26 protein-coding genes are annotated in these 25,050 nt (G+C 46.9%); all 26 read right to left on the bottom strand.

Annotated features, from left to right (window positions below):
• Window positions 1–47 precede the first annotated feature (47 nt).
• The 26 genes from hpt to rsmA all read right to left on the bottom strand — a co-directional run bounded on the left by hpt (window position 48) and on the right by rsmA (window position 25,046).
• A complete protein-coding gene (gene hpt / locus M3N64_RS11175) occupies window positions 48–587 on the bottom strand; it encodes a hypoxanthine phosphoribosyltransferase (protein ID WP_249102228.1) in 540 nt (179 codons plus the stop codon).
• Complete coding sequence (gene tilS, locus M3N64_RS11170; RefSeq protein WP_249102227.1) at window positions 584–2,023, bottom strand: tRNA lysidine(34) synthetase TilS; 1,440 nt, start codon at window positions 2,021–2,023, stop codon at window positions 584–586. The genes hpt and tilS overlap by 4 nt, the downstream gene beginning before the upstream one ends.
• 57 nt (window positions 2,024–2,080) lie before the next feature.
• Window positions 2,081–3,034 (bottom strand): serine/threonine protein kinase PrkT, encoded by a 954-nt coding sequence (prkT, locus tag M3N64_RS11165; RefSeq protein ID WP_249102226.1) that lies wholly within the window; start codon window positions 3,032–3,034, stop codon window positions 2,081–2,083.
• Window positions 3,015–3,755, bottom strand: a complete 741-nt coding sequence (locus M3N64_RS11160) for a vWA domain-containing protein (protein ID WP_249102225.1) — start codon at window positions 3,753–3,755, stop codon at window positions 3,015–3,017. Before M3N64_RS11160 ends, prkT begins: the two co-directional genes overlap by 20 nt.
• A 121-nt stretch (window positions 3,756–3,876) precedes the next feature.
• Window positions 3,877–6,354 (bottom strand): stage II sporulation protein E, encoded by a 2,478-nt coding sequence (gene spoIIE / locus M3N64_RS11155; protein WP_249102224.1) that lies wholly within the window; start codon window positions 6,352–6,354, stop codon window positions 3,877–3,879.
• Between the two features lie 419 nt (window positions 6,355–6,773).
• The gene (locus tag M3N64_RS11150; protein ID WP_249102223.1) at window positions 6,774–7,187 is read right to left on the bottom strand and encodes a S1 domain-containing RNA-binding protein; all 414 of its coding nucleotides are present in this window, start codon (window positions 7,185–7,187) and stop codon (window positions 6,774–6,776) included.
• Between the two features lie 67 nt (window positions 7,188–7,254).
• Complete coding sequence (locus M3N64_RS11145) at window positions 7,255–7,680, bottom strand: FtsB family cell division protein (RefSeq protein WP_249102222.1); 426 nt, start codon at window positions 7,678–7,680, stop codon at window positions 7,255–7,257.
• Window positions 7,650–8,228, bottom strand: coding sequence for a spore cortex biosynthesis protein YabQ (gene yabQ, locus M3N64_RS11140; RefSeq protein ID WP_249102221.1), 579 nt, complete (start codon window positions 8,226–8,228; stop codon window positions 7,650–7,652). The genes M3N64_RS11145 and yabQ overlap by 31 nt, the downstream gene beginning before the upstream one ends.
• Window positions 8,225–8,533 (bottom strand): sporulation protein YabP, encoded by a 309-nt coding sequence (gene yabP / locus M3N64_RS11135; protein ID WP_249102220.1) that lies wholly within the window; start codon window positions 8,531–8,533, stop codon window positions 8,225–8,227. The genes yabQ and yabP overlap by 4 nt, the downstream gene beginning before the upstream one ends.
• 91 nt (window positions 8,534–8,624) lie before the next feature.
• A complete protein-coding gene (locus tag M3N64_RS11130; protein WP_249102218.1) occupies window positions 8,625–8,882 on the bottom strand; it encodes an RNA-binding S4 domain-containing protein in 258 nt (85 codons plus the stop codon).
• A complete protein-coding gene (locus M3N64_RS11125; protein WP_249102216.1) occupies window positions 8,879–9,154 on the bottom strand; it encodes an HU family DNA-binding protein in 276 nt (91 codons plus the stop codon). Before M3N64_RS11125 ends, M3N64_RS11130 begins: the two co-directional genes overlap by 4 nt.
• An 87-nt stretch (window positions 9,155–9,241) precedes the next feature.
• Window positions 9,242–10,873 (bottom strand): putative polysaccharide biosynthesis protein, encoded by a 1,632-nt coding sequence (locus M3N64_RS11120; protein ID WP_249102214.1) that lies wholly within the window; start codon window positions 10,871–10,873, stop codon window positions 9,242–9,244.
• A gap of 150 nt (window positions 10,874–11,023) precedes the next feature.
• Window positions 11,024–11,137, bottom strand: a complete 114-nt coding sequence (locus tag M3N64_RS14205; RefSeq protein ID WP_368389915.1) for a helix-turn-helix domain-containing protein — start codon at window positions 11,135–11,137, stop codon at window positions 11,024–11,026.
• Window positions 11,138–11,283: 146 nt separating this feature from the next.
• The gene (gene spoVT, locus M3N64_RS11115) at window positions 11,284–11,820 is read right to left on the bottom strand and encodes a stage V sporulation protein T (RefSeq protein WP_249102212.1); all 537 of its coding nucleotides are present in this window, start codon (window positions 11,818–11,820) and stop codon (window positions 11,284–11,286) included.
• Between the two features lie 94 nt (window positions 11,821–11,914).
• Window positions 11,915–15,466: a transcription-repair coupling factor gene (mfd, locus tag M3N64_RS11110; protein ID WP_249102209.1), complete on the bottom strand. Its 3,552-nt coding sequence runs from the start codon at window positions 15,464–15,466 to the stop codon at window positions 11,915–11,917.
• Between the two features lie 118 nt (window positions 15,467–15,584).
• Window positions 15,585–16,154 (bottom strand): aminoacyl-tRNA hydrolase, encoded by a 570-nt coding sequence (gene pth, locus M3N64_RS11105; RefSeq protein WP_249102207.1) that lies wholly within the window; start codon window positions 16,152–16,154, stop codon window positions 15,585–15,587.
• Window positions 16,155–16,373: 219 nt separating this feature from the next.
• Complete coding sequence (locus M3N64_RS11100) at window positions 16,374–16,997, bottom strand: 50S ribosomal protein L25 (protein ID WP_249102206.1); 624 nt, start codon at window positions 16,995–16,997, stop codon at window positions 16,374–16,376.
• Window positions 16,998–17,099: 102 nt separating this feature from the next.
• Window positions 17,100–18,050, bottom strand: coding sequence for a ribose-phosphate diphosphokinase (locus M3N64_RS11095; RefSeq protein WP_249102205.1), 951 nt, complete (start codon window positions 18,048–18,050; stop codon window positions 17,100–17,102).
• An 87-nt stretch (window positions 18,051–18,137) separates the two neighbouring features.
• The gene (gene glmU / locus M3N64_RS11090; protein WP_283163418.1) at window positions 18,138–19,229 is read right to left on the bottom strand and encodes a bifunctional UDP-N-acetylglucosamine diphosphorylase/glucosamine-1-phosphate N-acetyltransferase GlmU; all 1,092 of its coding nucleotides are present in this window, start codon (window positions 19,227–19,229) and stop codon (window positions 18,138–18,140) included.
• Window positions 19,230–19,428: 199 nt separating this feature from the next.
• The gene (gene spoVG / locus M3N64_RS11085; RefSeq protein WP_249102204.1) at window positions 19,429–19,719 is read right to left on the bottom strand and encodes a septation regulator SpoVG; all 291 of its coding nucleotides are present in this window, start codon (window positions 19,717–19,719) and stop codon (window positions 19,429–19,431) included.
• 139 nt (window positions 19,720–19,858) lie between these two features.
• A complete protein-coding gene (purR, locus tag M3N64_RS11080; RefSeq protein WP_249102202.1) occupies window positions 19,859–20,707 on the bottom strand; it encodes a pur operon repressor in 849 nt (282 codons plus the stop codon).
• A gap of 43 nt (window positions 20,708–20,750) precedes the next feature.
• Window positions 20,751–21,629, bottom strand: a complete 879-nt coding sequence (gene ispE / locus M3N64_RS11075) for a 4-(cytidine 5'-diphospho)-2-C-methyl-D-erythritol kinase (protein WP_249102200.1) — start codon at window positions 21,627–21,629, stop codon at window positions 20,751–20,753.
• 130 nt (window positions 21,630–21,759) lie between these two features.
• Window positions 21,760–21,951, bottom strand: a complete 192-nt coding sequence (locus M3N64_RS11070) for an alpha/beta-type small acid-soluble spore protein (RefSeq protein WP_249102198.1) — start codon at window positions 21,949–21,951, stop codon at window positions 21,760–21,762.
• 216 nt (window positions 21,952–22,167) lie between these two features.
• Window positions 22,168–22,422: a Veg family protein gene (locus M3N64_RS11065; protein WP_249102195.1), complete on the bottom strand. Its 255-nt coding sequence runs from the start codon at window positions 22,420–22,422 to the stop codon at window positions 22,168–22,170.
• A 209-nt stretch (window positions 22,423–22,631) separates the two neighbouring features.
• Window positions 22,632–23,495, bottom strand: a complete 864-nt coding sequence (yabG, locus tag M3N64_RS11060; protein WP_249102193.1) for a sporulation peptidase YabG — start codon at window positions 23,493–23,495, stop codon at window positions 22,632–22,634.
• Between the two features lie 669 nt (window positions 23,496–24,164).
• Window positions 24,165–25,046, bottom strand: a complete 882-nt coding sequence (rsmA, locus tag M3N64_RS11055; RefSeq protein WP_368389914.1) for a 16S rRNA (adenine(1518)-N(6)/adenine(1519)-N(6))-dimethyltransferase RsmA — start codon at window positions 25,044–25,046, stop codon at window positions 24,165–24,167.
• Window positions 25,047–25,050: the final 4 nt, after the last annotated feature.

The following is a 25,050-nucleotide window of genomic DNA, read 5'->3' as shown; positions in this document are numbered from 1 at the left end:
ATTATATACATTCCCACAGTACAAAAAGATACTGTACAAAACGTTTTTTATTTCCTGTATATTTCAGGCTTCAGTATACCAATGTATGGAAGATTTCGGTATTTTTCCGCATAATCCAGTCCATAGCCCACCAGAAACGCATCAGGAACTGTAAATCCTGACAGGTCGGGAACAATATCCGCTTTCCTCCCGGACGGCTTATCGAGCAGCGTCACGATTTTAATTGATTTTGCCCTTCTCGTTTTAAATAATTCGACCAGGTAGCTCAGGGTCAGTCCGCTGTCAATAATATCCTCAATAATCAGAATATCTCTGTTTTCCACAGATGTATCCAGATCCTTAAGAATTTTCACTTCGCCTGAGGAAACCGTAGAATTCCCATAGCTGGAGACATCCATAAAATCAATTTCAATCGGGGTCGTAATACTCTTGATCAGATCCGCCATAAAGGGAAGCGCACCCTTGAGCACACCGATGACCAAGGGAAATGTATCTGCGTATTCCGCGGACAGCTTTGCCCCAAATTCATGTACCTTGCTCCGGATCTCCTCTTCCGTAATTAATATTTCCTTGATGTCTTCCTTCATCCCTGAGTCCTCCCAAAATCCGAAAACGGTATGAATTTAAGTTTTATATAATTTTTTTTCTCTGAATATGGAGGAGATGGAAACGGGACCCCCCTCTTCAACAATGGCAGCCAAAGCACACGCCCTTTTGCGTCCGTTATTACAGGCCACACCATTCGCTGCATACGATCAATTTTTTCATTTATAAATATGCGTTGCACTTTCTGAATACCCGTCATCCCGTTCGGACGCATACGGTCACCCTCGCGCCATGTCCGCACGTAAAGAGGGAAAACAGCATCATCTTCTTCAATAATGAGACTGTCACCACCTACCGAAGCACCACCCCGCACTGATTCAGTACTCACGTAAACGGTATCAAAGATACCAGTCAAAAATTCCGTCTGTCCCGGAACAAGAATGATCTTTTGCCTGGGTTCGATGTCGCGCTTCCGTGAAAACCCGATTTGGCAGCAATTATAGGATTTTCTGGCGACCAGACCATGCGGAAGAAAAATACAGCCTGACGAACGCTCAGAGCGCAGCAATTGTAATGATTGTTCTATATGTATTGGCTGGTGCATCGGCTGCAGCTTTTGATTTGTGTACAGATAACATAATAGTAGATGAATTATTCGTCTTTGTAAAGCCGGATGGATACTCAGAAAATCGGGTATAGAAAGCGTGCATTCTGTGTTTCTTTTGCTGAGCATCACGCTGGCAAGCTTTTCCTCCGCCAATTGTCGCAGCAATGCTTCATCCTCGGTCATTCGTTCGCTTTCATATTGAAATTTCAGATGAACCTCGGGATTCTCACGTTTCAGAAAGGGAAGTACGTATTTTCTGAAGCGATTTCTTGTGTGTGCATCCGAAGCATTCGATTCATCCTGGCGCGGATCAATGCCGTGTTCCACGCAATAGCGTGACAACTCTTCTTTAGTCAGTGCCAGGAAGGGGCGAATTAATCTCTTCCCATGAAAAGGTCGCTGCACAGGGATGCCTGCTCTTCCGGGGCCAACCGTCCCCCGCACCTGCCGCATCAGCATAGTCTCCACCTGATCATCCCCATGATGCGCCAAAACAAGCGCATCCGCGCGAAAGGAGTCAACAGCTTCAGCAAATGTTTCATAACGCAATTCACGGGCCGCTACTTCAAGGCTAATCTTTTTTTCACGGCTGCGTGCCTGCACATCCACGGTTTTCCCAATAAAAAGAATACCCCATTTGCGGCAAAATGATGCGACAAAATTCAGATCTTCTGCACTCCTCGCCCCTCTAAGCATGTGGTCAACCGAGCAAACAGCAAGAGTCAGATGCCATGTTTCTTTTTTCGAATTAAAAAAATGGAGGAGAGCCATCGAATCCGCTCCGCCACTGACACCCAGCACGAGCCTTGCGCCTGAGTGAACCAGATCATGCCTTTTAATAAACTGCGTGACACGCTCTGAAAAGTCCATTACTGATTTCTCCTATCGCCGCATGAATGATGTCGTATATTCACGATACCCCATTTTTTACATCACGTAAATAACGACGAAGACGATGTATGCTGTAATGATCATCGATGCTGCAAGCCAGGCAGGCGTCCAGCCATTTGATTTGCGCTTTGTTCTTGGACGCGGATAGCGGGCAGCTGCGGCATGAGAATTGTGCCGCTCATGTGATTCAACCGCCATCATCGCACGAACCAGTTCTTTTCTCATTTGTTCCGCACTTGTATAATCGCTACTCAGTGCGCTTAGAAGGAAATGCCGATACGGCACCAGTTTTCCCTGACTGTCAATAAAGTGTTTCAGTTGATTTTGAGGTTCAGACGAACGTGTTATTCTTCGTCCCGCCGCTGCATAAATAAGAATCATTGCACATGCAAACAGATCATAAGAAGGTTCTGCCCGTCTGCTTCCAAGCCCCCAGTAACCACGATCATAGAATTCGGTATACTCACGAACAGAGCGGCCGATTTTGGTCGCACCGCCAAAATCCAGACAGCGGATCGAGTAGCCTGGGCGTATGAGCATCAGATTTTCCGGTTTCAGATCACCAAATATATATCCGGTTTTGTGCAGCTGAGCCAGCTGTTTCAGTAATTGAAGTACATAAACCAGCGACCAGTCAAATGCTTTTTTTTTCAAAACTTCGGATAAAGAAGTACCCTCCAGGTACTCCATCACACAAAATCCAACCGTGCTGCCTCCGGTGACCCAATCATCGCTGTCATATAAAGATGGCCCCAAAGGGTCCCCCTGGAGCCGTCCGAACTGTTCAAGTATATGTGCTTCCGAGATGAGTGAGGAACGATCTTTGGCCAGCTTGATGGCAACTGGATGTGCGTCGCCAGAATGGCCTAAGTAAACCGTGCCCTGCGCGCCACTGCCCAGCAACCGGATCAGCTGATAGCGATTTCGGTGCCATTTGCCAACAATCATTGTACCTGGCGCGTAGCAAAGATTATCTGGGTCCGTCATCATAAGCCTCGTCGTCTCCATCATAAAATGCGCGCTTGTGGGCGATCGATGCGAAGCTTTTAATAGCTTCTTTAATTGCAGGTCCTGTCGGTGTCACACCATGCGAGCTGATTTTCTCAAAAACGCGCTCAATACTGTCCAGCTGCGGCGTCCATGCAATCACTTTTTGCACCGGCTTTCTTTTCCCGGGAAATAAAAACAGACAAAATTGGTTTTCACCCATTCGCGCAGACAGACTCAGCGACAGATCGGTCAACGCTTCTCGCACCGTCGGCAATTTGTTTTTCATACTGGCACTCGTATCAACAAGAATACATACATTCAAGTCAGCTGTTTCTCCAACCTCATCCACGACTTCCATCACTTTGCCGCGTTTTTCCGGAGGAAGATCCTCTACCGTTTCTCCATCGCCTAAGATATCCTGTAATTGCTGATTGATCACACCCTTGATCGTTTGTGTCATCGCCTGCTTAGTGACCATTTGCACCGTCTGCGCCAGCTGACGGGTCTGGACAATCTGACTGATGCCCCCGCCTGACTGCGCGATTCCTTCCACTTCCTGTAATCCATGCCCACCCTCAGAATCATACTGATCGAGCACACCAATGACATTGACCGTGATGCCCTGTTCCCGTGCAAGGGCTGCCATGGCAACAGGATCTTCACCCTCATTCGAACAACCGTCCGTGATTAACAGAATCTGCTTTAAAGTGCCTTTCTTCATTAAATCTTTCAGCTCCTCCCTGAATCTAGCATCATCATGGACAGAAAAGCTAGATTCTATACCGCCCCCCATGTAAAATTTGTTGCAGAGCTGCCTTGCTGGCCAAAATTCAAAAGGTTGTTCAGGCTCTGGATGCGCGCCGATCATTTTGCTCAGAGGAAAAAGCAGACCATTCTGGAATATGGTGGTTGATTCGGGCAGCAATCACCGTCATGTCATCCTGGATGCCGCCATCTCCAGCACGGATCACTTCCTCAAGCAGAAGATCAGCAATTTCCTGAGGATCATTAGTCTGCAATTCTTTTATTTTTCGCTTTACCCACGCTTCCTTGTTTTCAATGTGTACCGGTGCATCAAAAATACCGTCACTCATCATAATAAGTAAATCACCCGATTTCAGTTGCTGTGTTTTGGCATCCACCTCAACGTGACGGATCATGCCAATCGGCAAATTGGCTGCATCCAGCATGATGACATGTCCTCCGCGTTTGATAAAACTCGGATTCGACCCTATTTTCAGAAATTTTGACTTTGCATTTTGCAGATCAATCAGCGCCATATCCAGGGTTGCATAGATTTCCTCCGTTGAGCGCAGCGACATAATCGAATTAATGGACTTGATCGCAAGCGTCTCATGAATGCCTGATCTCAGCACTTTATTCAGCAGCTGCAACGTGTCCTTGCTCTCCTGATCCGCTCGTGCCCCATGACCCATACCATCGCTGATAGCCATCACATATTTTTTGGAACCGATTTCAAAAAGGGAATAATTATCTCCGGAAATACTGCCGCCTCCACGCGCTGCGGTTGCAACACCTGTTTCAAGGTCATATGCTCTTGCAGAGATAAAAACAACGCGACTCGGTCCGCCCGGTAAATCAGATGCCTGCTTTTTCTCAACCACAATGCTTTCACCGAGAATATCCGATAAAAGCGGGGCAATCACTTTCTCACATGCACCGTAATGATCTACCGGCAGTATGGCCTCGATATCAATGGCACCGGATTCCAGATTATATATTTCAATACTCTCGACATGCACGCCGATCCCATTGAGCCTTGCTAAAATCATTTCTTCCTGCCACTCATGCAGGCCACGTTCACGTTTCATTTCACCAGCGAAATCACCCATTACTTGAGAAACACCTTTGAGCTGATCAGCAACAAGCCGCCGGCTTTCTATAACATTCCTTCGCATTTTTTCGTTGAGCTCCGCCAGTCGCCGCTCTCTTTGGATCGCTTCCAATGTATGATCTGCTTTAGAGCAGAGTCCGCGCCACTTATGTTCCAGACGGGCACAATCACTGCGCCCCCCATGATGAGATATATCGCGCAATTGCAGCATCATTTGCTGCGTCCGCTCAAAATTATTCACCCAGCAGAATTTCTTTTTAAAGCAATTCTGGCATGTTCTTGCGGTCACTTTACTTAGAAACTCGCGATCATCATCATGTATTTCGTTCTCTGCGGCTGGATAAAAGCTTTTTGCAAGCGTCTGGAAAAGCCCGGCAAACTGTTCCACTCGGCTGACCGTCACATCGCGGAGCTTGCGGACATATTGCTGTTGCTCCGCCTGATATTCACGCGTTCCCGGGATAAAGGAAGCCATTTGCTTAATCATGCTTTTCGGTGTCAAAAGAAACAGAATAATGGCCACAATCGAATCAAGTGTCTCACTGCCAAGCCCTGCGTACCCGCCCCCATAGACACCAATCAGCAGGGTAGAAATCAACAGCCCAGAAGAGACACCGATTTTCCCCGCTTCTTTCAATAAACCGCCAAGCACGCCCGAAAACGCGAGCAGGCTCATCTGGTAAAGGCTTGATACGCTGGCCATACCCAGAATCAGACCGATAACGACGCCGACCGTCGATCCGATCGCCGCCCCGCCTGCATAAGCAAACAGCAGGACAGCATATCGAGCAAGTACATGATCAACAGATAAATTATAGATATGCCACCCAATCGTGCCGGCAATCACGGATGAAATCAGAATCACGAAACAAATAATTTCTTCATTACGAAAAAGTTTATGGCTGACACGCGTCGACATGAGCGGAACACTCTGCATGAAAATCAGGGTGACCAAAGCCGAAAGTGATGCCTCCGCTCCGCCCGTCAATACATCGGTCCATACGAGATTCAATGAAAAAGCAGCCTGATAGAGTAGCCGTACAAGAAATCCGGCAATAAAAACGAGCGCCGGAAGCCAGTGTTCCTCCCGCAAAGAATGAGAAAAGGCCTTTAAAATTCGGCGCCCCGCCAAAAAAACAATCAGACCGAGCAGCGCATAAAATGCTTGCCCAACCGAAAGCGTCAGCCCACCGGCAAGTACCGCCATTGAATCTGCCCATCTGCGCTTGCGCTTCATCCAGAATACAGTTGCAAAGAAAGGAAGAACAAACGGAGTCAGACTGGTTATGATAACAGCTCGTCCCAATAAAAAACCGGCCGTCATGAAAAACAGATCGGTTCGAAAAAGCATGCCAAGCAAAAAGGTTTGGAATGAACGGTTCGTTTTCGCTCGTTCTTTAAGCGGGCCTTTTTGCAAATAGGAATCAAGCACACCTGCCGCTACACTGCCATTTTTTTGAATCATAACGCTCGCCGCCTTTAACTTATGATTGTATGATCCATTTAAGCACATCAGACATTCATAATTTGTCAGAATTGCATACGTGCTTTCAAAAAAACTTCGACGGCATTCATGCTGTTCGATCATAAATGACAGGTGATCAGCTAAAGAACGATCGGCAACTGGCTGTTTGCGTCTATAAAAAACGAAGAAGCAGGAGATTAGGGTCATTCATCGACAGGCTTTTTTGTCTGCGGATTTTCAGAGCGCTTTTCACGGAAAACAGCAAATAATGACGGCCAGTCACCTCAAGCGCTCATCCGCAACACTGCTTTATGAGTTGCTGCAGAGCCATTTTTCTTGCCAGCAAAAAACACTCAAATTCCCTTTCGGAACTTGAGTGTTGGCTTTTAAATCTGTATATAGATATGCGAAAGCAGCGTTCAGCCTCTGCGGGCACCGCGCCCTCCGCGTTTAGACTCTGTCTGGCGCTTAATGGTCGAAAGTCGATCCTCGCTGTCCTTCAAATATTGAGAAAGCTTATCTTCAAAACTGGGTTCGCGTGTAAACCGCTTCCCTCCGCCATACCGGGATCCCCTCGGTGACGATGCAACCTTTGGTTTATCGACAGCTTTTCGAATCGACAGACCGATCTTTCCGTCAGGAGCGACTTGCAGCACTTTAACGGTTACTTCATCTCCAACCGACAGAACATCATGAATGTCCTTCACGTACCGATCCGCAACTTCACTGATATGAACCAACCCTGTTTTGCCGTCCGGCAAATCAACGAAGGCTCCGAAGTTCGTAATTCCTGACACTTTACCCTTCAGCTTGCTGCCTGCTTCAATTGACATAAAAAAAAGCTTCCTCCTAAATTGGTATCAATAATTATAATATTATACAAAGCAAAAAAAGTGCCTGTCAATCCTTGCTGCGCTCGGGCTTTGCAAAAATAATCTCGCCTTTTTTGGACAGCAGATAATCACGTCTTGCAACTTCTCCAATATATTCTTTATTATGCAACAACTGAATCCGTTTTTTTAAATCAACAGCCTGAGACTTCGATTGCGTGAGCTGCTTTTGCAGACTAACTTTTTCCCGGCCGGCCTGGCTAAGCTTATGAGACTGGGAAAACAATGTTGTGATCATGAAAGTGCAGGCAAGAGCAAAAACGACGAAAAAAGCGATTAAACGCCGAATCAAGCCTCTTCGCCGTTTTCTTTTTCTCTTTTCATCCAGTTCATGCGTGTGTAGATACTGCGTCTGCAATCGTGTGACTCGCTCTGCGCCGGCACTTTCCATAGGGCTCCCTCCGATCATTTCCGCTTCACTAATAATGATAGCCATTGCCGAAACTTCTGCTGAATCCGGATCCTTTTCTTTGCTGCATAAATCAATAAGCGCTCTGGAATAATAAGCCGAACAACGCCTCTGAGCAACTTCAAAGGAATCAAAAACAGAAAGCGCATAATTTTCAGTAAGGTATATACTGTCATTCTACACAATCTATAGGCAAGCATCAATAGAAAAAAAAGCGGATAGATCAATAAATGATAGACAGTTTTTGCAATAAAACGCCCTGTTCGAACAACCGTTGCAACGCATTTGCCGAAAAAACGCATAAACGGTCTTTCAATGAGTGCCTTATAGAAGGAAAATCCCAAAGCAATGGCTAAAAAATAATAAAAGCGCAGTTGTCCCTGATTAACAGGCAGGAGCAGTGCAAAAAGAAGAACGGCCTGCAGGATCCAAAAAATGGGGTCTGAAATCAGCAAAAGCAAGCGACGCTTTTTTTTCGGATGCACAAAATACTGATACACCGAAAACGAAGCGCCAAACCATACACCCATGACAAGCATCAGCATCAGTGACATGGATTGCTGATGCAGTGTCATCGAAACAATTTGCTGAAGAAGCCCTTGTGTGCTTCCCCGCCCTGATCATCCAGATAGCTGATTTCAATGATTTGCCCCTCGATCAGCACTTGTCCCTGTTCTACGTTGAGATTCTGCATTTTCAGCCCGGATCCTCTCACGGCAAGATAGCCCAGCACGGTTTCAAGCAGAAATTCTTCATGATCAAAGCTTTCAACATGTTTCACGCCGGTGATCTCTATGGATCTCCGACTTTTAACGGTAATATTCTGGTTTTGCGCCGGCTTGTCTTTATTAGGGATCTGAGACGAATAGAATTGACTCATTGAATTCCCCTCCTCTGCTTCCTACATTATGAAGAAGCTGTCCTATTTAGAACAGGGAAGGAGATTCATGAGCAGATACACATTTCAACGATTAATTACTTGGCGGATCGTTAATAACCTCATAAAGCGATGCGGCTTCCTCTTTCTTGACCGTTTCCTTCAAAAGCAGCACGCGAACAACCATTGGTTTCTGACCGAAATGAAGCGTCAGGACATCGCCAACTGCCACACCTGAACTTGCTTTCCCAGGCTGCCCATTTATATCCACACGTCCCTGATCGGCCAGTTCCTTGGCCACCGTTCGCCGCTTGATCAGGCGGGAAATTTTCAAATATTTGTCCAGCCTCATTTTTTCACAGCATCCTTAAATTTATTTCCAGCTCTGAATCCAGGTACACGTGTAGCCGGAATCGTAATCGTTTCACCTGTTTGCGGATTGCGGCCGGTCCTGCTCGCGCGCTCGCGAACCTCAAACGTGCCAAAACCGACAAACTGAACCTTATCATTCGCCTCCAAGGCCTGGATCACCTGATCCAGTGTTGCATTGACCACTTTCTCAGTATCTTTTTTCGAAATGCCTGTCTTCTCTGATACTTGCTGAATCAATTCATTTTTATTCATGTTAATCATTCCTCCAAATAATAGTGATCATGACTCACAAAATCCCTAAGCAGTATTTTTTTTATTCTAACATAAGTCACTGGCGGTTCACAGCTTCCAGAAGCGCTCGGTATCCTTCTCATCATCAGCTCCCCGAGTCGCATGATGCATGAGCAAGCCCGACAATGGAAGGCGCTTCGCGTCGTGCCTGTCCAGAAAACGGACCCCATAAAGCAGCACCAGAAACACCGCACCTCCCGCAAAAGTACAGCATACAGCGGTCAATGCCGCGGCCGGCCGCAGTGGCATGGAAACGATAAAGCGACTTATAAACAATTTGCATACATAGACGGATGCCAACATTCCAATAACAGCAATACCGATTTTAACAATTACTTGAGAGGAGAGCCGTTTAATCAGATGCCGGCGATACATATAAATCAGACACAGCCACACCGCACATGCTGTACCTGCACATGTTGACGCAGCGGCACCGGCAATGGACCATTGCGGGACGAGAAGAATATTCAAAGCTGCTTTCACAATCGCTCCGATCACCAAAAAACAAACAGGCAGCCATGGCTTGCCATCTGCCTCCAAAATCCCTGAGGAAGTCAGAAGCACCGAAAGCGTCAGCATAGTCAGTGCAGCAATCGTGAACGCCCCTGTCCCAGCGTCATTCCGGAACAACATGATGTTCACTTCACGGCTGATTGCCATCAGCCCGGCGGCAGCAGCGGCACCGAATGCCACACTGATTTTGATGGCAAGCGTGCTCTCCATGCAAAAATCATGATGCCTGTGCAAAGCCGCCAGATGAGCAAGACGCGGAACGATTGCTGCTGTCAGCGAGGTGCTGGCGATCATCCCAAACTGTGTCAGGATATAGGCACGATCATAAATCCCCTTCATCGCTCGCGGATCATCAAGATGCATCTTCCCTAACAGGCGCAGCATGGTCATTGAATCAATAAACTGAAAGGCAAGCAGTGGCACGGAAAGCAAGGAAAACAGGCAGCCGGCAACCAGAATCGATTTGATGAACGACCAGTTGACCGCGACTTTCTTCGAAGAAATCAATCCGTGAAAAAAAGCCTTCTTTTCAGGAAGACAGAAGGTCAGAATGGCCACAGTGATCAGAGGTGCAAATACCGATCCCGATGTTGCGGCAAGCCCGAATTGATAGGCCGTACCGTGGTTAAAAAATAAATAAAGAGAAACGCCAAGAATCAGACAAACGCGTGTCACCTGCTCACCAATTTGTGATAATGCGGTCGGCAGCATATTTTCTTTTTCGCCTTGAAATGTGCCGCGCAAAAGTGAGATGAAGGGTACCAGCAGATAGATCAGCGCAGCCATGCGTATCAGATTTTCCAGATGGCGATCGCCCGCAAGCTGTGATAATGGCGCTGCAAAAAGAGTGAGCATCACAAAGAAAAAAGCACACAAAATAATGAGCGCGAGCAGCGCATGCCGCTGCACCGATTTTTTGTCGTTCTCCTGTTCCCCTGCCGCTGCCATATATTTTGAAATCACGATCGGAAAACCCGCGCCGCCGAGTGCAACCGCCAAGGCATAGAACGGATAGACCTGCTGATAAACATAGAACCCGACATCGCCGGCGAAATTCTGATAAGGCAGCCGGTACAGAGCGCTCAGCAGTTTGACCAGCAAAGCAGCTCCTGTCAATATTGCTGCACCTCTCCATACGCGGTGGCTGCCTCTTTTTTCATTCCCCATATGCTCGCTCGCTTTTCCCATCATTCTAAATTGGATTATAGCATATCTTGAGCAAAACAACGATCAGCCTGTAATTTTCAAGTTGCGAAATATCCGCAGTGTAACGAAGCCAAACGATGATTCCCCGCAAGCACTTCGTAAGTTTATCATTCACCACAGGGATCGGCCTAATAAAGTCGCAATGGCACGTATGGATTTGCCCAAAGTGACCTGTTCCAATATATTTTCCCGTTCCAAGGGATTAAGATGGTGATAGTGTCTCATTGCTGTTTACCTGTTTCAATAGTTTCCGCAGATCCTATTTGTACAGGGAAGGCTCAGCAATGAGTCCTTTTATTTTCTAAGTGTTGCACTTAAAGTGTAAATTCAAGAGTATAAAAAAAGGCGGTAATCCGCCTCTGTTTTCTTCTTTAATGCTCCATCTGTCTGCCGAGAAAGCCGGCCGCAGTTTCCGCAAGTTTTACTTCGATCTCGCTCATTGACTGCTTGTCTTTATCAATCAGAATAATCGTACCGATTGGATCACCGCCGGCAATAATGGGTGCTACAACATAAGGATCAGACATATTTTCATGGCCCTCCAGCAGTGGATCGCCATGATTTTGCTCCAGAATGGTCTGCCTCTGTTCCATAGAACGTTCAGGAACAGAAAGTAGCCGCTTCTCTAAATAATCCTTTTTTGGACCACCGGCAACCGCAATCACGGCATCGCGGTCACTAATTAAAGTCAGTTTCCCTGAATTTTCCGCTAATGATTCCGCATATTCTTTTGCAAAATCGCCGAGCTCGCTCATCGGCGAATATTTTTTTAGAATGACTTCTCCGTCATGGTCAACAAATATCTCCAACGGGTCGCCTTCACGTATACGAAGAGTTCGCCTTATTTCTTTGGGAATAACTACCCGCCCAAGATCATCGATTCGGCGGACAATACCAGTTGCTTTCATACAAGGATGTCCTCTCTTTCCGCTGTCGCAAAAATCTTTTACTCCTTGCATTATTATTTGCGCCCTTGGCCAAAGTATGCATTCCCCGCCAAATTTATCCTACCTTCTCTGAAAGCTTCTGCAACTGTTCCATGCGGCTCAGCAATTGGCTTACTTCCTCAAGCAGGGATGCCGCATTGCGTTTATTCTGCTTAATCGTCACCTTCATTTTCGATCCCTCTGTGCCAAGTCCAACTCCGGAACCCATTCGACTTATCGCCTTGAACATGGCTTCTCGATCCAGTGACTTCCAGCCTGTTTCCGAGAAAATAATTGTAGCCTCCGAACCACGCTGCTTAATTTCTTCAATCAACAGGCGATTGGCGGTCACGCGTACCTCGGCCACTTTAAACAGATCAGCAACTTCTTTCGGATAATCCCCGAAACGGTCGATCATCTCATCCTTCAATTCATCAATATCCTGAATCGATTCAGCAGCTTTAAATCGCTTGTACATATCAATTTTCTGCAGTGAATCTTCAATGTAAGCATCTGGGATATAGGCATCTGTATCCATTTCAATCGTTACTTTCGGTGGCTGCGGTACGGATTCAGTGCCATTTTCGTGATTACGCTTAGTGATCGCGTCCTGAAGCATCTGTGAATAGAGATCAAAACCAACCGAATCGATAAACCCGTGCTGCTGCGCACCAAGCAAATTGCCGGCACCACGAATCGACAGGTCGCGCATCGCGATCTTGAATCCAGAGCCAAGCTCAGTAAACTCTTTAATTGCCTGTAACCGTTTTTCCGCTACCTCGTTCATCACCTTGTCGCGCTGATACGTAAAATAGGCATACGCGACACGGCTGGACCGCCCTACGCGGCCGCGCAACTGATACAGCTGCGCAAGCCCCATCCGGTCCGCATCATAGACAATCAATGTATTGACATTTGGAATATCAACACCGGTCTCAATAATGGTCGTACTGACAAGAACATCTGCATTGCCATCGAGAAAATCAATCATTGCAGACTCCAGTTCCGACTCCTTCATTTGTCCATGTGCATACGTGACGGATGCATCGGGAACAAGGTTTGAAATCACGTCCGCCATACGCTGAATGGTTTCTACGCGATTGTACAGAAAGTATACCTGTCCGCCACGCGACATCTCGCGTTCGATTGCTTCACGGATCAGCGAAGCATTGTATTCCATCACAAACGTCTGCACCGGAAAACGGTTCTCAGGTGGCGTTTCAATCACCGAGAGATCGCGGACACCGAGCATCGACATATGCAGCGTACGCGGGATCGGCGTCGCCGTCAATGTCAGTACATCAATATTCGCCTTAAGCCGCTTGATTTTCTCTTTATGTGTCACACCAAAACGCTGTTCCTCGTCCACGATTAACAAACCAAGATCCTTATATTGCACATCTTTCGACAGCAGACGGTGCGTCCCGATCACTAGATCAATCGTGCCCGTTTTCAATCCCTTCAGCGTCTCTGTCTGCTCTTTGCGTGTTCGGAAACGACTAAGCAAGCCGATCGATACAGGAAAATCTTCAAACCGTTCACTTGCCGTCTCAAAATGCTGCTGCGCCAAAATCGTGGTAGGCACAAGAAACGCGACTTGTTTTCCGTCAGCAATCGCTTTAAAAGCGGCACGCAGAGCAACCTCTGTCTTACCATATCCGACGTCACCGCACAGCAAGCGATCCATCGGTTTTGGTTTCTCCATATCTTTTTTTATTTCTTCTATAGCCTGGAGCTGATCAACCGTTTCCTGATAGGGGAACGCGGCTTCAAATTCCTGCTGCGCATCCGTGTCCTTTGAAAAAGCATAGCCTTTGCTGGCTTCACGTTTTGCATACAGCTTAATCAAATCATCGGCAATATCCTGAATGGACGAACGTGCCTTACTCTTTACTTTTTTCCATTCGCCACCGCCAAGCGCATAAATTTTCGGTTCCTTGCCTTCGGAACTGACATATTTCTGGACTTGGTCAATGTGCTCTACCGGCACATAAAGCTTGTCGTTCCCTTTATAGATGATTTCCAGATAATCCTTATGCGTACCGTTCACTTCAAGGGTTTCGATGCCTGCATACCGGCCGATCCCGTGATCGACATGCACCACGTAATCCCCGACTTTGAGCTCATTGTAATTTTTCAGGCGTTCTGCGTTTGACAGCCTTTTCCCCCGGTGGCTCATTTTGGCAACTTTTTTGGTAAAAACTTCACGCTCAGTCACCACAGCCATTTTCTTCAGAGGCAATTCAAACCCGTTTTCAAATTGACCAACCGTAATTTGACTGATTCCCTGAACCGGGAGTGTATCCGGTGTCACGAGCTCTGCTGAAATCCCGTAATCAGACAATACCTGATCTAATCGCTTCGCACGCTCCTTGTCTGATGCAAGGAAAGTAACTGAAAAACCGCTTTTTTGCCAGCGTTCGACTTCTGTTTTTAACAGAGGAATTTGACCGTGAAAATTCTGCATCGCCCGGCATGTGATGCTGACAACATTCTGTGGCTGAAACTGGCCATGATACCTGAGAAATAAAGAAAGTAACAGAAGCGGATGCGACAGTCGGTCCGTCAGCCGTGTCCAATCCATTGTCAGCGGCAAATCGCCGACCAGCTCACCCCGCTGCAACAGATCAACGCGCCATTCCGCCTCTTCGCGATCCAATTGGGCGGACATTTCCTGAATTCTGCTGATTTCATCAAAGATGATTAACGCATTCGCTGGTAAATAATCGTTGATTGTTGTCCATTTATCATAGAACAAAGAAACGTACTTATTTATGCCGCTCACAAACTGCTTTTGTTTCAGCGCTTCAATGTCAGCCGCGCAGTGCTCACTCAGCAGCTCTTTCGCTTTTGCATCGCTCATTTTGTCCAAAGCGCGAGCGAGTTCCCGCCCCAGCCCTTCCGCCGCTGCCGTAAAATGTTCATCGTAGAGCACCCATTCACGTGCCGGTCCAACGAGCAGGCTTTCCCGGATCATGTCCAGAGAACGCTGGGTGTCGCTGTCAAAAAAGCGCACGGAGTCAATCTCATCATCGAACAGCTCGATACGAATCGGATGTTCCTCCGTTAATGGAAAGAGATCAATGATGCCGCCGCGAATGCTGAACTGTCCCGGGCCGGAAACCATCAGTTCACGCTCATAGCCGAGTGCCGTTAACTTTCTTGGAACCTCATCCAGATCCAGTGTCTGTCCGGTCTCAAAACGCATTAAGCTCGCCTTCCACAAGTAACGCGGAGCGAGCAGCTTTTTCAATCCGGCGACCGGTATGATCACAAGTATTTTTTGTTCCTGAACAAGCCGATTCAGTACATCGATCCGCTGCGCGAGCAGTTCCGGACTCGCAACAGCAAGTTCTGAAGCAATCAGATCATTTGCGGGATATAAAAATAATTCTGCTGTATCAATCAATCCCGACAGATCATTATAAAGCTTCTGTCCCTGATATAGATTATGGGTGACCACCACCGTGGTCTGCTGTCTCTTTCGATAAAGTGCCGCAATCCACAATGACTTCGCTCCGCCGGAAAGACCGGAAACGAACTGCTGCTTCATGCCCCGCTCATAACCTTCAAGCACCGCTTGAAGTTCATCTACTTTTTGCTGATAGTACTGGCTCAGACCAAGCATTGACTACCCTCGCTTTCTGAAAACCGAAAACCTCTGATACCTTCGAAGCTTTGCAGACATATTCCCCAAGAGCCGGTAAAGCGGGATAAAACTTCTATGATTATACCCTCGAGGTTTTCTACTTATTCGCATTATACCTATTCATAACCTGCGGAAACGGAACGGTCAGCCAGTCCTTCGCTGCATCAGCGGCACGCGTAATTGCCGAATCGATTAGAATCTGTTCATCATTCGAAAAGCCCTGAAGCACGTAACGAACAACCGATTCCCGCGTATGCTGTGGATGGCCGATTCCCACTTTAATTCGTGCAAATTCCTGCGTTTTGATGTGCTGAATGATCGACTTTATCCCGTTATGACCGCCGGAACTGCCCTTCTGGCGCAATCGGATTTTACCGACGGGAAGATCCATATCATCATGAATGACAAGCAAGTCACCTGCTGTCACTTTAAAAAATCGGAGCAGCGGTGCTACCGCTTCGCCTGAAGCATTCATGTAAGTAAGCGGCTTCACCAGCAGAAGTGTTTCTCCGTTCACTGTGCCTTTTCCAAACAGAGCGTTAAATTTATTCTTTTGCAAATGAATCCCGCTCTGCCCCGAAATAGAATCAATCACTTCAAATCCTATGTTATGCCGTGTATGTGCATATTCAGAACCGGGATTGCCCAATCCGACAATCACTTTCACCGTTGTTCCCCACTTTCACCGAAGCAAAATTCCTGCCGTACTGTAAACCAGCGCATGTGGTACTGCAAATCGCTAATAAGAACAATTGGCTTTGCCAGGCCTCTGGCGAAGTCAAAGCCGCCGTCGCACTTATACTATTTTCCTTAAATTTTATATACTTTCTTATAGTATAAAAAAGACGTAACACATAGGTTACGCCCTTTTCAACCCCGGTAATTCTTATTCTGCAGCATTTTCACCGGCAGGCTCAGAAGCAGCATTATCAGCAGCTTCTTCTGTCGTTTCGGCTTCTTTTGCCCCATAAGAAAGCGTAACGATAACGTCTTCCGGTTCACCAAGAATTTTATACTCTGTGTTATTGGTTGCCAGATCGCTCACACGAATCGCTTCGCCAACCTTTAATGAAGCAACATCGACTTCAATCGCACTTGGCAAGTTATTTGGCAATGCACGAACAGTCAGCTCTGAGATCTGGTGATTGAGCACAACATCGCCGGTCTCAACTTGCTCTGCATTTTTAAGAACGACCGGTACGACTGCATCGATGTCTTCATTCAAGTTAATTTCAAGGAAATCAATATGCCGAACTGTTCCCTTGATCGGATCATACTGCAGTTCGTGGGCCATGACCGTATATTTCTTTTCTCCTTCAATATCAAGATTAATAATTGCATTTCTGCCTTCGCTGTTTAAAAGTTTGTTTACAGCACTGGCTTCAACGGCTACGGATTGATTGCCAACTGTTTTACCATAGACTACAGAAGGAATCTTACCTTCTTTTCTCAGCTGCTTTGCGTAAGATTTTTTGAATTCTCTGCGAATAGTCGCATTTATTGTTGCCATGCGTCTTGCACTCCCTTTCAATTAAATCCGCCTTATTCATCAATATTAGACGGAAAATCTATCACCTAACCCTGCAAGGCATTCAAACCGATAAATCAATCGTTAATTAAACAGCCGGCTAACCGACAATTTTTCATGAATGCGAATAATCGCTTCGCCGATCAGCGGGGCAACAGACAATTGTACAATCTTATCACTTTTCTTTTCCTCAGGAAGCGTAATCGTGTTCGTCACCACGAGTTCGCTGATTGCAGATGTCTGAATACGTTCGATTGCGGGACCCGACAGAACAGGATGTGTACAGCAAGCATACACCTTTTTTGCTCCGCGCTCAACCAGCGCGTTGGCGGCTAATGTAATCGTTCCCGCCGTATCGATGATATCATCAACAATGATGCATGTCTTGTTCTGAACATCACCGATAATGTTCATCACCTCAGCAACGTTCGGCCGTGGGCGGCGCTTATCAATAATTGCGATCGGTGCTTTCAGTCGATCAGCCATCTTGCGGGCACGCGTGACACCGCCGTGATCCGGTGAGACAATGACGATATCGCTCAGCTGTTTGCTCATAAAGTATTCTGCTAAAGTCGGAACGCCAAGCAACTGGTCAACCGGTATGTCAAAGAAACCCTGAATTTGCGGCGCGTGCAGATCCAGAGTAAGCATTCGGGTGGCACCTGCCGTTTCCAGAAGATTCGCGACCAGCTTTGCGGTGATCGGTTCGCGGGCACGTGCCTTACGATCCTGACGCGCATAGCCGTAGTATGGAATGACCAGGTTAATGGTCTTGGCCGACGCACGCTTCAGTGCATCAATCATGATCAGCAGTTCCATTAAATGCTGGTTGACCGGATCACTGGTCGATTGAATCACGTAAACTTCACTGCCGCGAATACTTTCTTCAATGCTGATTTGAATCTCACCATCACTGAACGACGTAACCAGACATTTTCCGAGCTTAATGCCAATGTGCTCGGCGATTTGCCTGGCAAGATCAGGATTGGAATTGAGGCTGAATACTTTCAAATTTGGATCTAAATAACTGACCATCGAGTGGTTCCCTCCAGTTAATGGTTTACCTGTATCTATTATTTTGTGTTTATTGTCCGGATCTTGCGTTGGACTCGCCGATTGTCTTTAGCGTTCGGTCCCGCCCCGTTCTCCAATATCCATGTTCCCGGCATCGACAGAATGTCCCGCATTTACCCGACCATGGACCTTGGACAGCGGGCGAATATGGGCAAATGGACCGATCTGTACATCATTGCCTATGGTTACACCTTCAAGTACAGACTGGTCGATCTGTACACTGTTGCCAATGATACAGTCACGAATGTATGAATGCGCACCGATGCGGCAGCCGTTGCCAATGCGGGTGTTTCCCTCAATTACTGCGCCCGGATAAACAACAGTATCTCCGCCGATAACACAGTCAGCTGACAAGTACGTTGTACTCGGATCGATCAATGTGACGCCATTTTGCATCACCGCACGATTAATTCGATCCTGCATATATTTCCCTGCAGCAGCCAATTGCATTCGGTCATTGACCCCAACCGTTTCTTCAAAATGCTCCGTCGCGTAGGCGATCACTTTTTCAGACTTCTGAACCAGGAGCCCAATGACATCAGGGAGATAGTATTCCCCCTGAGCATTATGGTTAGTTACTTGTTTTAAAAGAGCAAATAATTTACGGTTGTCAAAGCTATAAATACCCGTATTAATTTCTTTTACTCTTTTTTCATCCGAATTTGCATCTTTATCTTCGACAATTTTCGCAACATGACCGGAGCGGTCCCTGACAATTCGTCCATAACCTGTCGGGTCTTCCAGATGAGCGGTAAGCACTGCCGCCGCCGCATGATGCTTTTCCTGGACCTGCATGAGTCTTTCGATGGTCTGATACGTAATCAGTGGTGTATCACCGCAGAGAACCACGGTTGTGCCTTCCTGCTCGGATAATCTGCCTGCTGCCTGTAGAACGGCATGACCGGTTCCCAGTTGCTCCCGTTGCGTCAGGCATTCAGCATCTGTGCCAACTGTAGCCTCTACTTGCTCAGCGCCATGACCGACAACCACATACACCTTTGAAAAATCGGCGTTTTTTACAGTGTCAACAACGTGGCGAATCATCGGTTTCCCGCAGACTGGATGCAGCACTTTATATAATTTTGATTTCATTCTCGTCCCTTTACCCGCAGCAAGAATGACCGCAAACCGCTTCGACATAACAAACCCCCATAGTTTCCACTGATCCTTGAACGTCCATTTTAGACTATAGCTTAAAAGCCCCCTATTTTCAAGACGGCAAAGATGAAATTTACATGCGCTGTTCCGTATCTTTCAATTTGCTGGAGCAGCGCCTCTGCAAAAGAAAAAAGAACCGATTCGGTTCTTCCTGATCCAAGCGTACGGCGGCAATGAGCTGTTAAGAAGCTCCTGCCTGTTCAAAAGTGGGATCACTCTCACATGCATGTTCATATTCATTAAGTATGGCGGACTGTATTTTCTCTCTGGTCTCCGGAGTAATGGGATGGGCAATATCCCGAAATTCTCCGTCCGGTGTCCGTTTGCTTGGCATAGCAACAAACGTGCCATTATTACCGTCGATGACACGAATATCGTGAACAACGAACTCTTTATCCAGCGTTATAGAGGCAATCGCTCTCATGCGCCCGTCCGTATGCACAAGCCGCAATCTGACATCCGTTATTTCCATTAATTAGACACCACCCTTTTCCCTAATGCGTCACTCGTAGCACATACTACTTGTTTCAACAAAATGGGTGGGAAATCCTGCTAGCAGTGAAAGAAATTTCGTTGTTTTTATTATTTTCGGATGTTTCATTCATATAGCATTATGTCCTTGATTCCAAGGTACCTGCTCCTGATAACCACTTATATACATTGCCGTTTTCGATGGACAGCATCTCTTTCTGCCCGGGTATGGATAGCTTAAGGAGCGACACATAGTGGTCAACCAGCTTCGGGTGCTCATCTTTCGTCTCAACAAACACGGCAACTCCAGCGACCTCGGCGCCGAACTCCGCAACCAGATTGGCCATTCCCTTCATCGTACCGCCGGCTTTCATAAAATCATCTACGATCAAAACACGCGCATGCGCTTTTAAACTTCTTCGCGGCAAAACCATCGTTTGAATTCTCCGTGATGATCCGGAAATATAGTTAATGCTTACCGTTGATCCCTCAGTCACTTTGCTGATCCGGCGTACGACAACAACCGGAACATTCTGCTGCGTAGCCACCGCATAAGCAAGTGGTATCCCTTTGGTTTCCATCGTCATCACCGCATCAACATGTTCATCAATAAATATCGAAGCAATTAATCGTCCGATTGCGTTCACATAGTCCGGCTTCCCGAGAATATCCGTCATGTAAAGATACCCGCCTGGAAGCAGCCGCTCTTTCTGGGCCATTTGTTTTTGCAAATGTCCAAGCAATTGTTCGGCTTCCCTGCAACCCATGGAAGGCAAGTAGCTGACTCCTCCAGTCGCCCCCGCCTGCGTCTGAAGCCATCCAATCTCTTGGGATTCAAAGTTCTCCTTGATAATTGTCAGGTCTTCGCTGATCGAGGATTTGGCAGATTCATAACGCTCCGAAAAATAAGAAAGCGAGATCACCTGATGAGGATGCCGCAGCAAATAAGCCGTCATATCGACAAGTCTACTGCTTCGCTTAAGTTTCATGATAATCCTCCAAATCCGAATAATTTAAAGCAATTCTACACCATTATTCGTATTCAGACAAGAGGGAGACAGTTTTGCACGGGCGTACGGCAAAGACTTGAGAACAGTATCCTCTCATGCCATTCATCAGGCGTTGCATGCGGGATTCATGCTGCGTCAGGGCGAACACGGTCGGACCGCTGCCGCTCATCAGGATGCCTTCTGCACCGATCACTTTCATATGCGCTTTAATTTTTGCAATATCGGCAACCTTGCGCATCGTTGCTCCCTCCAGCGCGTTTCCAAGAAGGCTGCAGATGGACGCGAAGTCTCCGTGTTCGATAGCACGGATCATGGCATCAACATTCGGATGAACAATCGGCAGACTGTCTATATCTTTATAGATCTGTGCTGTTGAGACAGACACCGGCGGCTTAACTAATACGACCCAGCACGGCGGCAGCGGCGGCAGCGGTTCAATCTGCTCCCCTCTCCCGGTAGCAATGGCTGTGCCGCCCTTGACACAAAATGCAACATCAGATCCGATCTTCATCGCGATCGCCAGCATTTCTGAATAGCTCATGCCAAGGTCCCATAGTTTATTCAACGCGCGTATCGTTGCCGCAGCATCCGTACTGCCGCCGGCAAGTCCCGCAGCAACCGGAATGTTTTTTGTGATCGTAATCTCCACACCGCGATCGATGTGATAGGTTTCTTTTATGTACTGAGCAGCCTGATAAGCGAAGTTTCGATCATCTTCTGGAACATAAGAGGCGGAAGTCCGAATAACGATTCTGTTTCCCTTCAGGTCACCACATTCTACACGATCCGCCAGGTCGATCGACGTCATCACCATTTTAACTTCGTGATAGCCATCACTGCGTATGCCAAGCACATCCAGAGACAGATTGATTTTCGCCGGCGCTTTCTCAAGTATTTTCAAACAGCTCCCTCGCTTCTGTTAAATTGCACAGTGGCACTCCTCTTTTTTACTGTCTCTAGTGTAAAGGAAACACGCTTGAAGAAAAAGGGGGTCCCATCCGTTTCATGGACAGAATCCCCTTTTTTTATGCTCAATCATTGTGCTGATTTTTAATGCCGGCAGTTGCTGACTCAGCTTTCTCAATGGCCAGGCGTACCATGTTACCCGCATCGCGGGCTTTTATGCCACCCCAGCCCTCTTTCTTAACCGTATCATAGAATCCCAGCTCTTTGGCAAGTTCCTCTTTAAACGATTCAGACATAATGCCTCTTCGTCTGGACATGATCGGCACAACTCCTTTCCAATGGTCGAGCAGAAATAGGTTGTGTCAATTTACTTTCTTCTATTCGCGAAACGTGCTAAAATAAGTCTGATGAAAAAGATGCAGACAGCATAAACGCGCATACCTTTTTCATTGCCTGCATGCCAGACCATGAGGGTGCGCGCATCCGCTGTAAATAGTGATCAGTTGTCAGGGAAATGAGATGAGTCTTCATGATTATTGACCGCTTGCCATTTCCTCCAAAAAGGTGAGTTCCACCGAGTCTGTGAGCACATCCGTATAACTGTAGGACACACGTTCGTATGCATTCGAATCTTTGTCCAGTCTCACAATGAATACCGACGGATAGGTCCCCTCCAAAACACCAATGCGTTGAATGGTTTTGCGTCTGCCGCCGTTTGCTTTCAATGTCAAACGTTCGCCGACGCGTTCATCTAGAGCGCCTTTGATATCGTTAATGGTTTTTCCCATCTCGACAATCCACCTCGCTTAATTATAAGTATACCACAATAAAGGTCAAAAAATCAAATAGTATGAATTATATCAGGAAATCAGAGTGACTGTCAATACATTTTAAAGAAAACTTAGCTGAATGATCGTGTTACATAGAAGGCCGCTCCTGATCGTACCTGCACCATTTCCCTGAGCATCTCTTTCCTGCAGGGCAAGGAACCCGCAGATTATTCAGCCGGATAAGGCAGTCCAGTACGCAGCATGCCGCGGCTTTCAACACCGCCGAGGCCGCCGGCGCCAGTCAATGTATTCCGCAGTACCTCCCATACATTAACGCTTTCCATAAATGATGTGAAGCTGATCCGGGCCGCAAGATATACCGGATCAAGCGCATGGATGTTCACGCGATCAGGCGAGCTGGCAAAATTTGCGCCGGCTCGAATTAAATATTCAAAATGAGATTGGCAGGCACCCGAAAAAATGATCATTTGATCGAGACTGGGCCAGTGATAACGAATTTCTTTAACCGTACGGATAAAATAACTTGAATTGCGATAAGCTTTTAATTCATTCGCATTGCCCTTGTTTTTCATAAATGCATCATGGCCGGTCAGGACGAGAATGTCCGGCCGGATCTGTGCCACCAGTTTAGGTGCAAGGTCAGGCATATCCGTCTCCGGCATATATTTTCCAATAACCGGAACGCGTAACTTTTCATAAAAGGACAGACATTTTTTTAAATAATAAGAATCGCCATCAATATGCAGCACTCTGCCCGGCATCTCAAAATAAGAAGCACCCTCCCGGTAACCGTTTGTCGCCGTGTAGCCTCGTTTCAATTTCATTTGTTTATAGTCCTGCCGAAACAACTTGAAGGATTCAGCTTCTTTGGAGCGCGTCACTTGATCATACTTTTCCCGTTCATCCTCAGTTACCGGAACCAAATCATTCAGCGGTGCATCAGCATAAAGGCGCAGATCATGTCCGTTCAGTTCTGCCATTTTTGTCTCTGCATGAATCGCCACCACACGAAAAGGAAGGTCGCAATGGTACGACGTGCGCGCCACAAGATCCCCGACCTGTACCGTCATATCCCAATCCCTCTTTTCAATCGCAGCCGTTATTGAGAAAAGTCAAAGCCGTCCTTTTCATACTATGAATAACCATGAATGAATATGTGTGAGCAATATAGCCTCGTGGTGATTTTCACGCACCTGATCCTTATTCACATCACCGAAGACGCCAGGCACATCACGTTTAGAAAAACCAGGCCACGCCTAACCCTACTTTCACAGGATGTGATGGCTCTCGCGTTGCATACAGGACGTACTTTCACAGGACGTGATGGCTTTCGCGTTGCATACAGGACGTATGCGCACTTAGCGAAAGTTCCATATAGTCATTGAAAATTCCCTTACATTAGCGAAAGTTCCTTCTCGACCATGATTTATTGATTTATGCTTGCCCGATTGCCTCGGCGCTGCCGCTGCTCGCTTGCCACAGGCCTGGGTCGCGCTGGCACCTACTCCCGCAGGCGTCAGCGCGCCTTCGCTTTGATGTTTAGATATGTATGTTTTGTTGGTTCCTGCAGAGCAAAATCATATACTTTTGCGCGTAAATACCAGTCTTTATCCCATGACATTTTCATTCAAGCCGTCATGGATATTTCTTTACTCCTGCAAAAAGAGGACGTCTCAAAAGTCAGATTTTGACTGTGAGGCATCCTCTTCGGCCGTACGAAATCTCGCTGCATCGATCGTTTAACTCATATCTGTCAGCTCACCGAGCGCATCGCTTAAACGAGCAAATTCTTCGATCGTTAATGTTTCTCCGCGTCGTCCCGGATCAATCCCAACACGATTAAGAATGTCCAGGAGAAGTTCTTTGTGATTTTTGTTATATAAATTATTAATGAGATTATTAATTAATGTCTTTCGGCGTTGGGCAAAGCTGGCTCTTACCAGCCGGAAGAAAAATGGTTCATCGATAACCCGAACCTTTTTCTCTGTTCGGATGTCCAGACGAATCACCGCTGAATCAACATTCGGCTGCGGCACAAACACTGTCTTTGGAACCGTCATGATGATACGTGGTTCAGCAAGGTACTGGACCGCAATGGACAACGATCCGTAACTTTTTTCGCCCGGAATGGCCTCCAGACGGCTGGCTACTTCTTTCTGAATCATCACCACCATTTTATTAATGGGAAGCCCGTCCGTCAGTAATCGCATCAAAATCGGTGTCGTCACATAATAAGGCAAGTTAGCAACAACGGTCACTGTGGCATCCGCTGGAATTTCTTTGCTCAGAATGTCATGAAGATCCAGTTTCAGTGCATCGCCAAAATAAACGGATACATTATCAAAACCATAAAGAGTGTCGTTCAAAACCGTCTCCAGCCTGCGATCAATTTCTACAGCTACAACTTTCTTTGCCTGATCGGCAAGCACCTGAGTCAGTGCGCCTGCTCCCGGACCAATTTCCAGCACATAGCTTTCTTCATCAAGGTCAGCGGCAGAAGCAATCTTATTCAGGATGTTTTCATCGACAAGAAAATTCTGTCCCAGGCTCTTCTTCAGTGTAAATTGATGCCTGCGGATCATATCCTGCATCACTTTCGGTGATGAAATTCTTCGGTTCACGATG

It is taken from the genome of Sporolactobacillus mangiferae, assembly GCF_023336505.1.
GTDB lineage: Bacteria > Bacillota > Bacilli > Bacillales > Sporolactobacillaceae > Sporolactobacillus > Sporolactobacillus mangiferae.
Note: the sequence above shows the minus strand (reverse complement) of the source record. Positions and strands in the feature narration are given on the sequence as shown.

What these genes read in the sequence shown, in the direction of transcription:
- hpt (WP_249102228.1), bottom strand. Translation starts at nt 587, where the DNA reads ATGAAGGAAGACATCAAGGAAATATTAATTACGGAAGAGGAGATCCGG.
- tilS (WP_249102227.1), bottom strand. Translation starts at nt 2,023, where the DNA reads ATGGACTTTTCAGAGCGTGTCACGCAGTTTATTAAAAGGCATGATCTG.
- prkT (WP_249102226.1), bottom strand. Translation starts at nt 3,034, where the DNA reads ATGATGACGGACCCAGATAATCTTTGCTACGCGCCAGGTACAATGATT.
- M3N64_RS11160 (WP_249102225.1), bottom strand. Translation starts at nt 3,755, where the DNA reads ATGAAGAAAGGCACTTTAAAGCAGATTCTGTTAATCACGGACGGTTGT.
- spoIIE (WP_249102224.1), bottom strand. Translation starts at nt 6,354, where the DNA reads ATGATTCAAAAAAATGGCAGTGTAGCGGCAGGTGTGCTTGATTCCTAT.
- M3N64_RS11150 (WP_249102223.1), bottom strand. Translation starts at nt 7,187, where the DNA reads ATGTCAATTGAAGCAGGCAGCAAGCTGAAGGGTAAAGTGTCAGGAATT.
- M3N64_RS11145 (WP_249102222.1), bottom strand. Translation starts at nt 7,680, where the DNA reads ATGGCTATCATTATTAGTGAAGCGGAAATGATCGGAGGGAGCCCTATG.
- yabQ (WP_249102221.1), bottom strand. Translation starts at nt 8,228, where the DNA reads ATGACACTGCATCAGCAATCCATGTCACTGATGCTGATGCTTGTCATG.
- yabP (WP_249102220.1), bottom strand. Translation starts at nt 8,533, where the DNA reads ATGAGTCAATTCTATTCGTCTCAGATCCCTAATAAAGACAAGCCGGCG.
- M3N64_RS11130 (WP_249102218.1), bottom strand. Translation starts at nt 8,882, where the DNA reads ATGAGGCTGGACAAATATTTGAAAATTTCCCGCCTGATCAAGCGGCGA.
- M3N64_RS11125 (WP_249102216.1), bottom strand. Translation starts at nt 9,154, where the DNA reads ATGAATAAAAATGAATTGATTCAGCAAGTATCAGAGAAGACAGGCATT.
- M3N64_RS11120 (WP_249102214.1), bottom strand. Translation starts at nt 10,873, where the DNA reads ATGGGGAATGAAAAAAGAGGCAGCCACCGCGTATGGAGAGGTGCAGCA.
- M3N64_RS14205 (WP_368389915.1), bottom strand. Translation starts at nt 11,137, where the DNA reads ATGAGACACTATCACCATCTTAATCCCTTGGAACGGGAAAATATATTG.
- spoVT (WP_249102212.1), bottom strand. Translation starts at nt 11,820, where the DNA reads ATGAAAGCAACTGGTATTGTCCGCCGAATCGATGATCTTGGGCGGGTA.
- mfd (WP_249102209.1), bottom strand. Translation starts at nt 15,466, where the DNA reads ATGCTTGGTCTGAGCCAGTACTATCAGCAAAAAGTAGATGAACTTCAA.
- M3N64_RS11100 (WP_249102206.1), bottom strand. Translation starts at nt 16,997, where the DNA reads ATGGCAACAATAAATGCGACTATTCGCAGAGAATTCAAAAAATCTTAC.
- M3N64_RS11095 (WP_249102205.1), bottom strand. Translation starts at nt 18,050, where the DNA reads ATGGTCAGTTATTTAGATCCAAATTTGAAAGTATTCAGCCTCAATTCC.
- glmU (WP_283163418.1), bottom strand. Translation starts at nt 19,229, where the DNA reads ATGTCGAAGCGGTTTGCGGTCATTCTTGCTGCGGGTAAAGGGACGAGA.
- spoVG (WP_249102204.1), bottom strand. Translation starts at nt 19,719, where the DNA reads ATGGAAATAACGGATGTCAGATTGCGGCTTGTGCATACGGACGGGCGC.
- purR (WP_249102202.1), bottom strand. Translation starts at nt 20,707, where the DNA reads ATGAAACTTAAGCGAAGCAGTAGACTTGTCGATATGACGGCTTATTTG.
- M3N64_RS11070 (WP_249102198.1), bottom strand. Translation starts at nt 21,951, where the DNA reads ATGTCCAGACGAAGAGGCATTATGTCTGAATCGTTTAAAGAGGAACTT.
- M3N64_RS11065 (WP_249102195.1), bottom strand. Translation starts at nt 22,422, where the DNA reads ATGGGAAAAACCATTAACGATATCAAAGGCGCTCTAGATGAACGCGTC.
- yabG (WP_249102193.1), bottom strand. Translation starts at nt 23,495, where the DNA reads ATGACGGTACAGGTCGGGGATCTTGTGGCGCGCACGTCGTACCATTGC.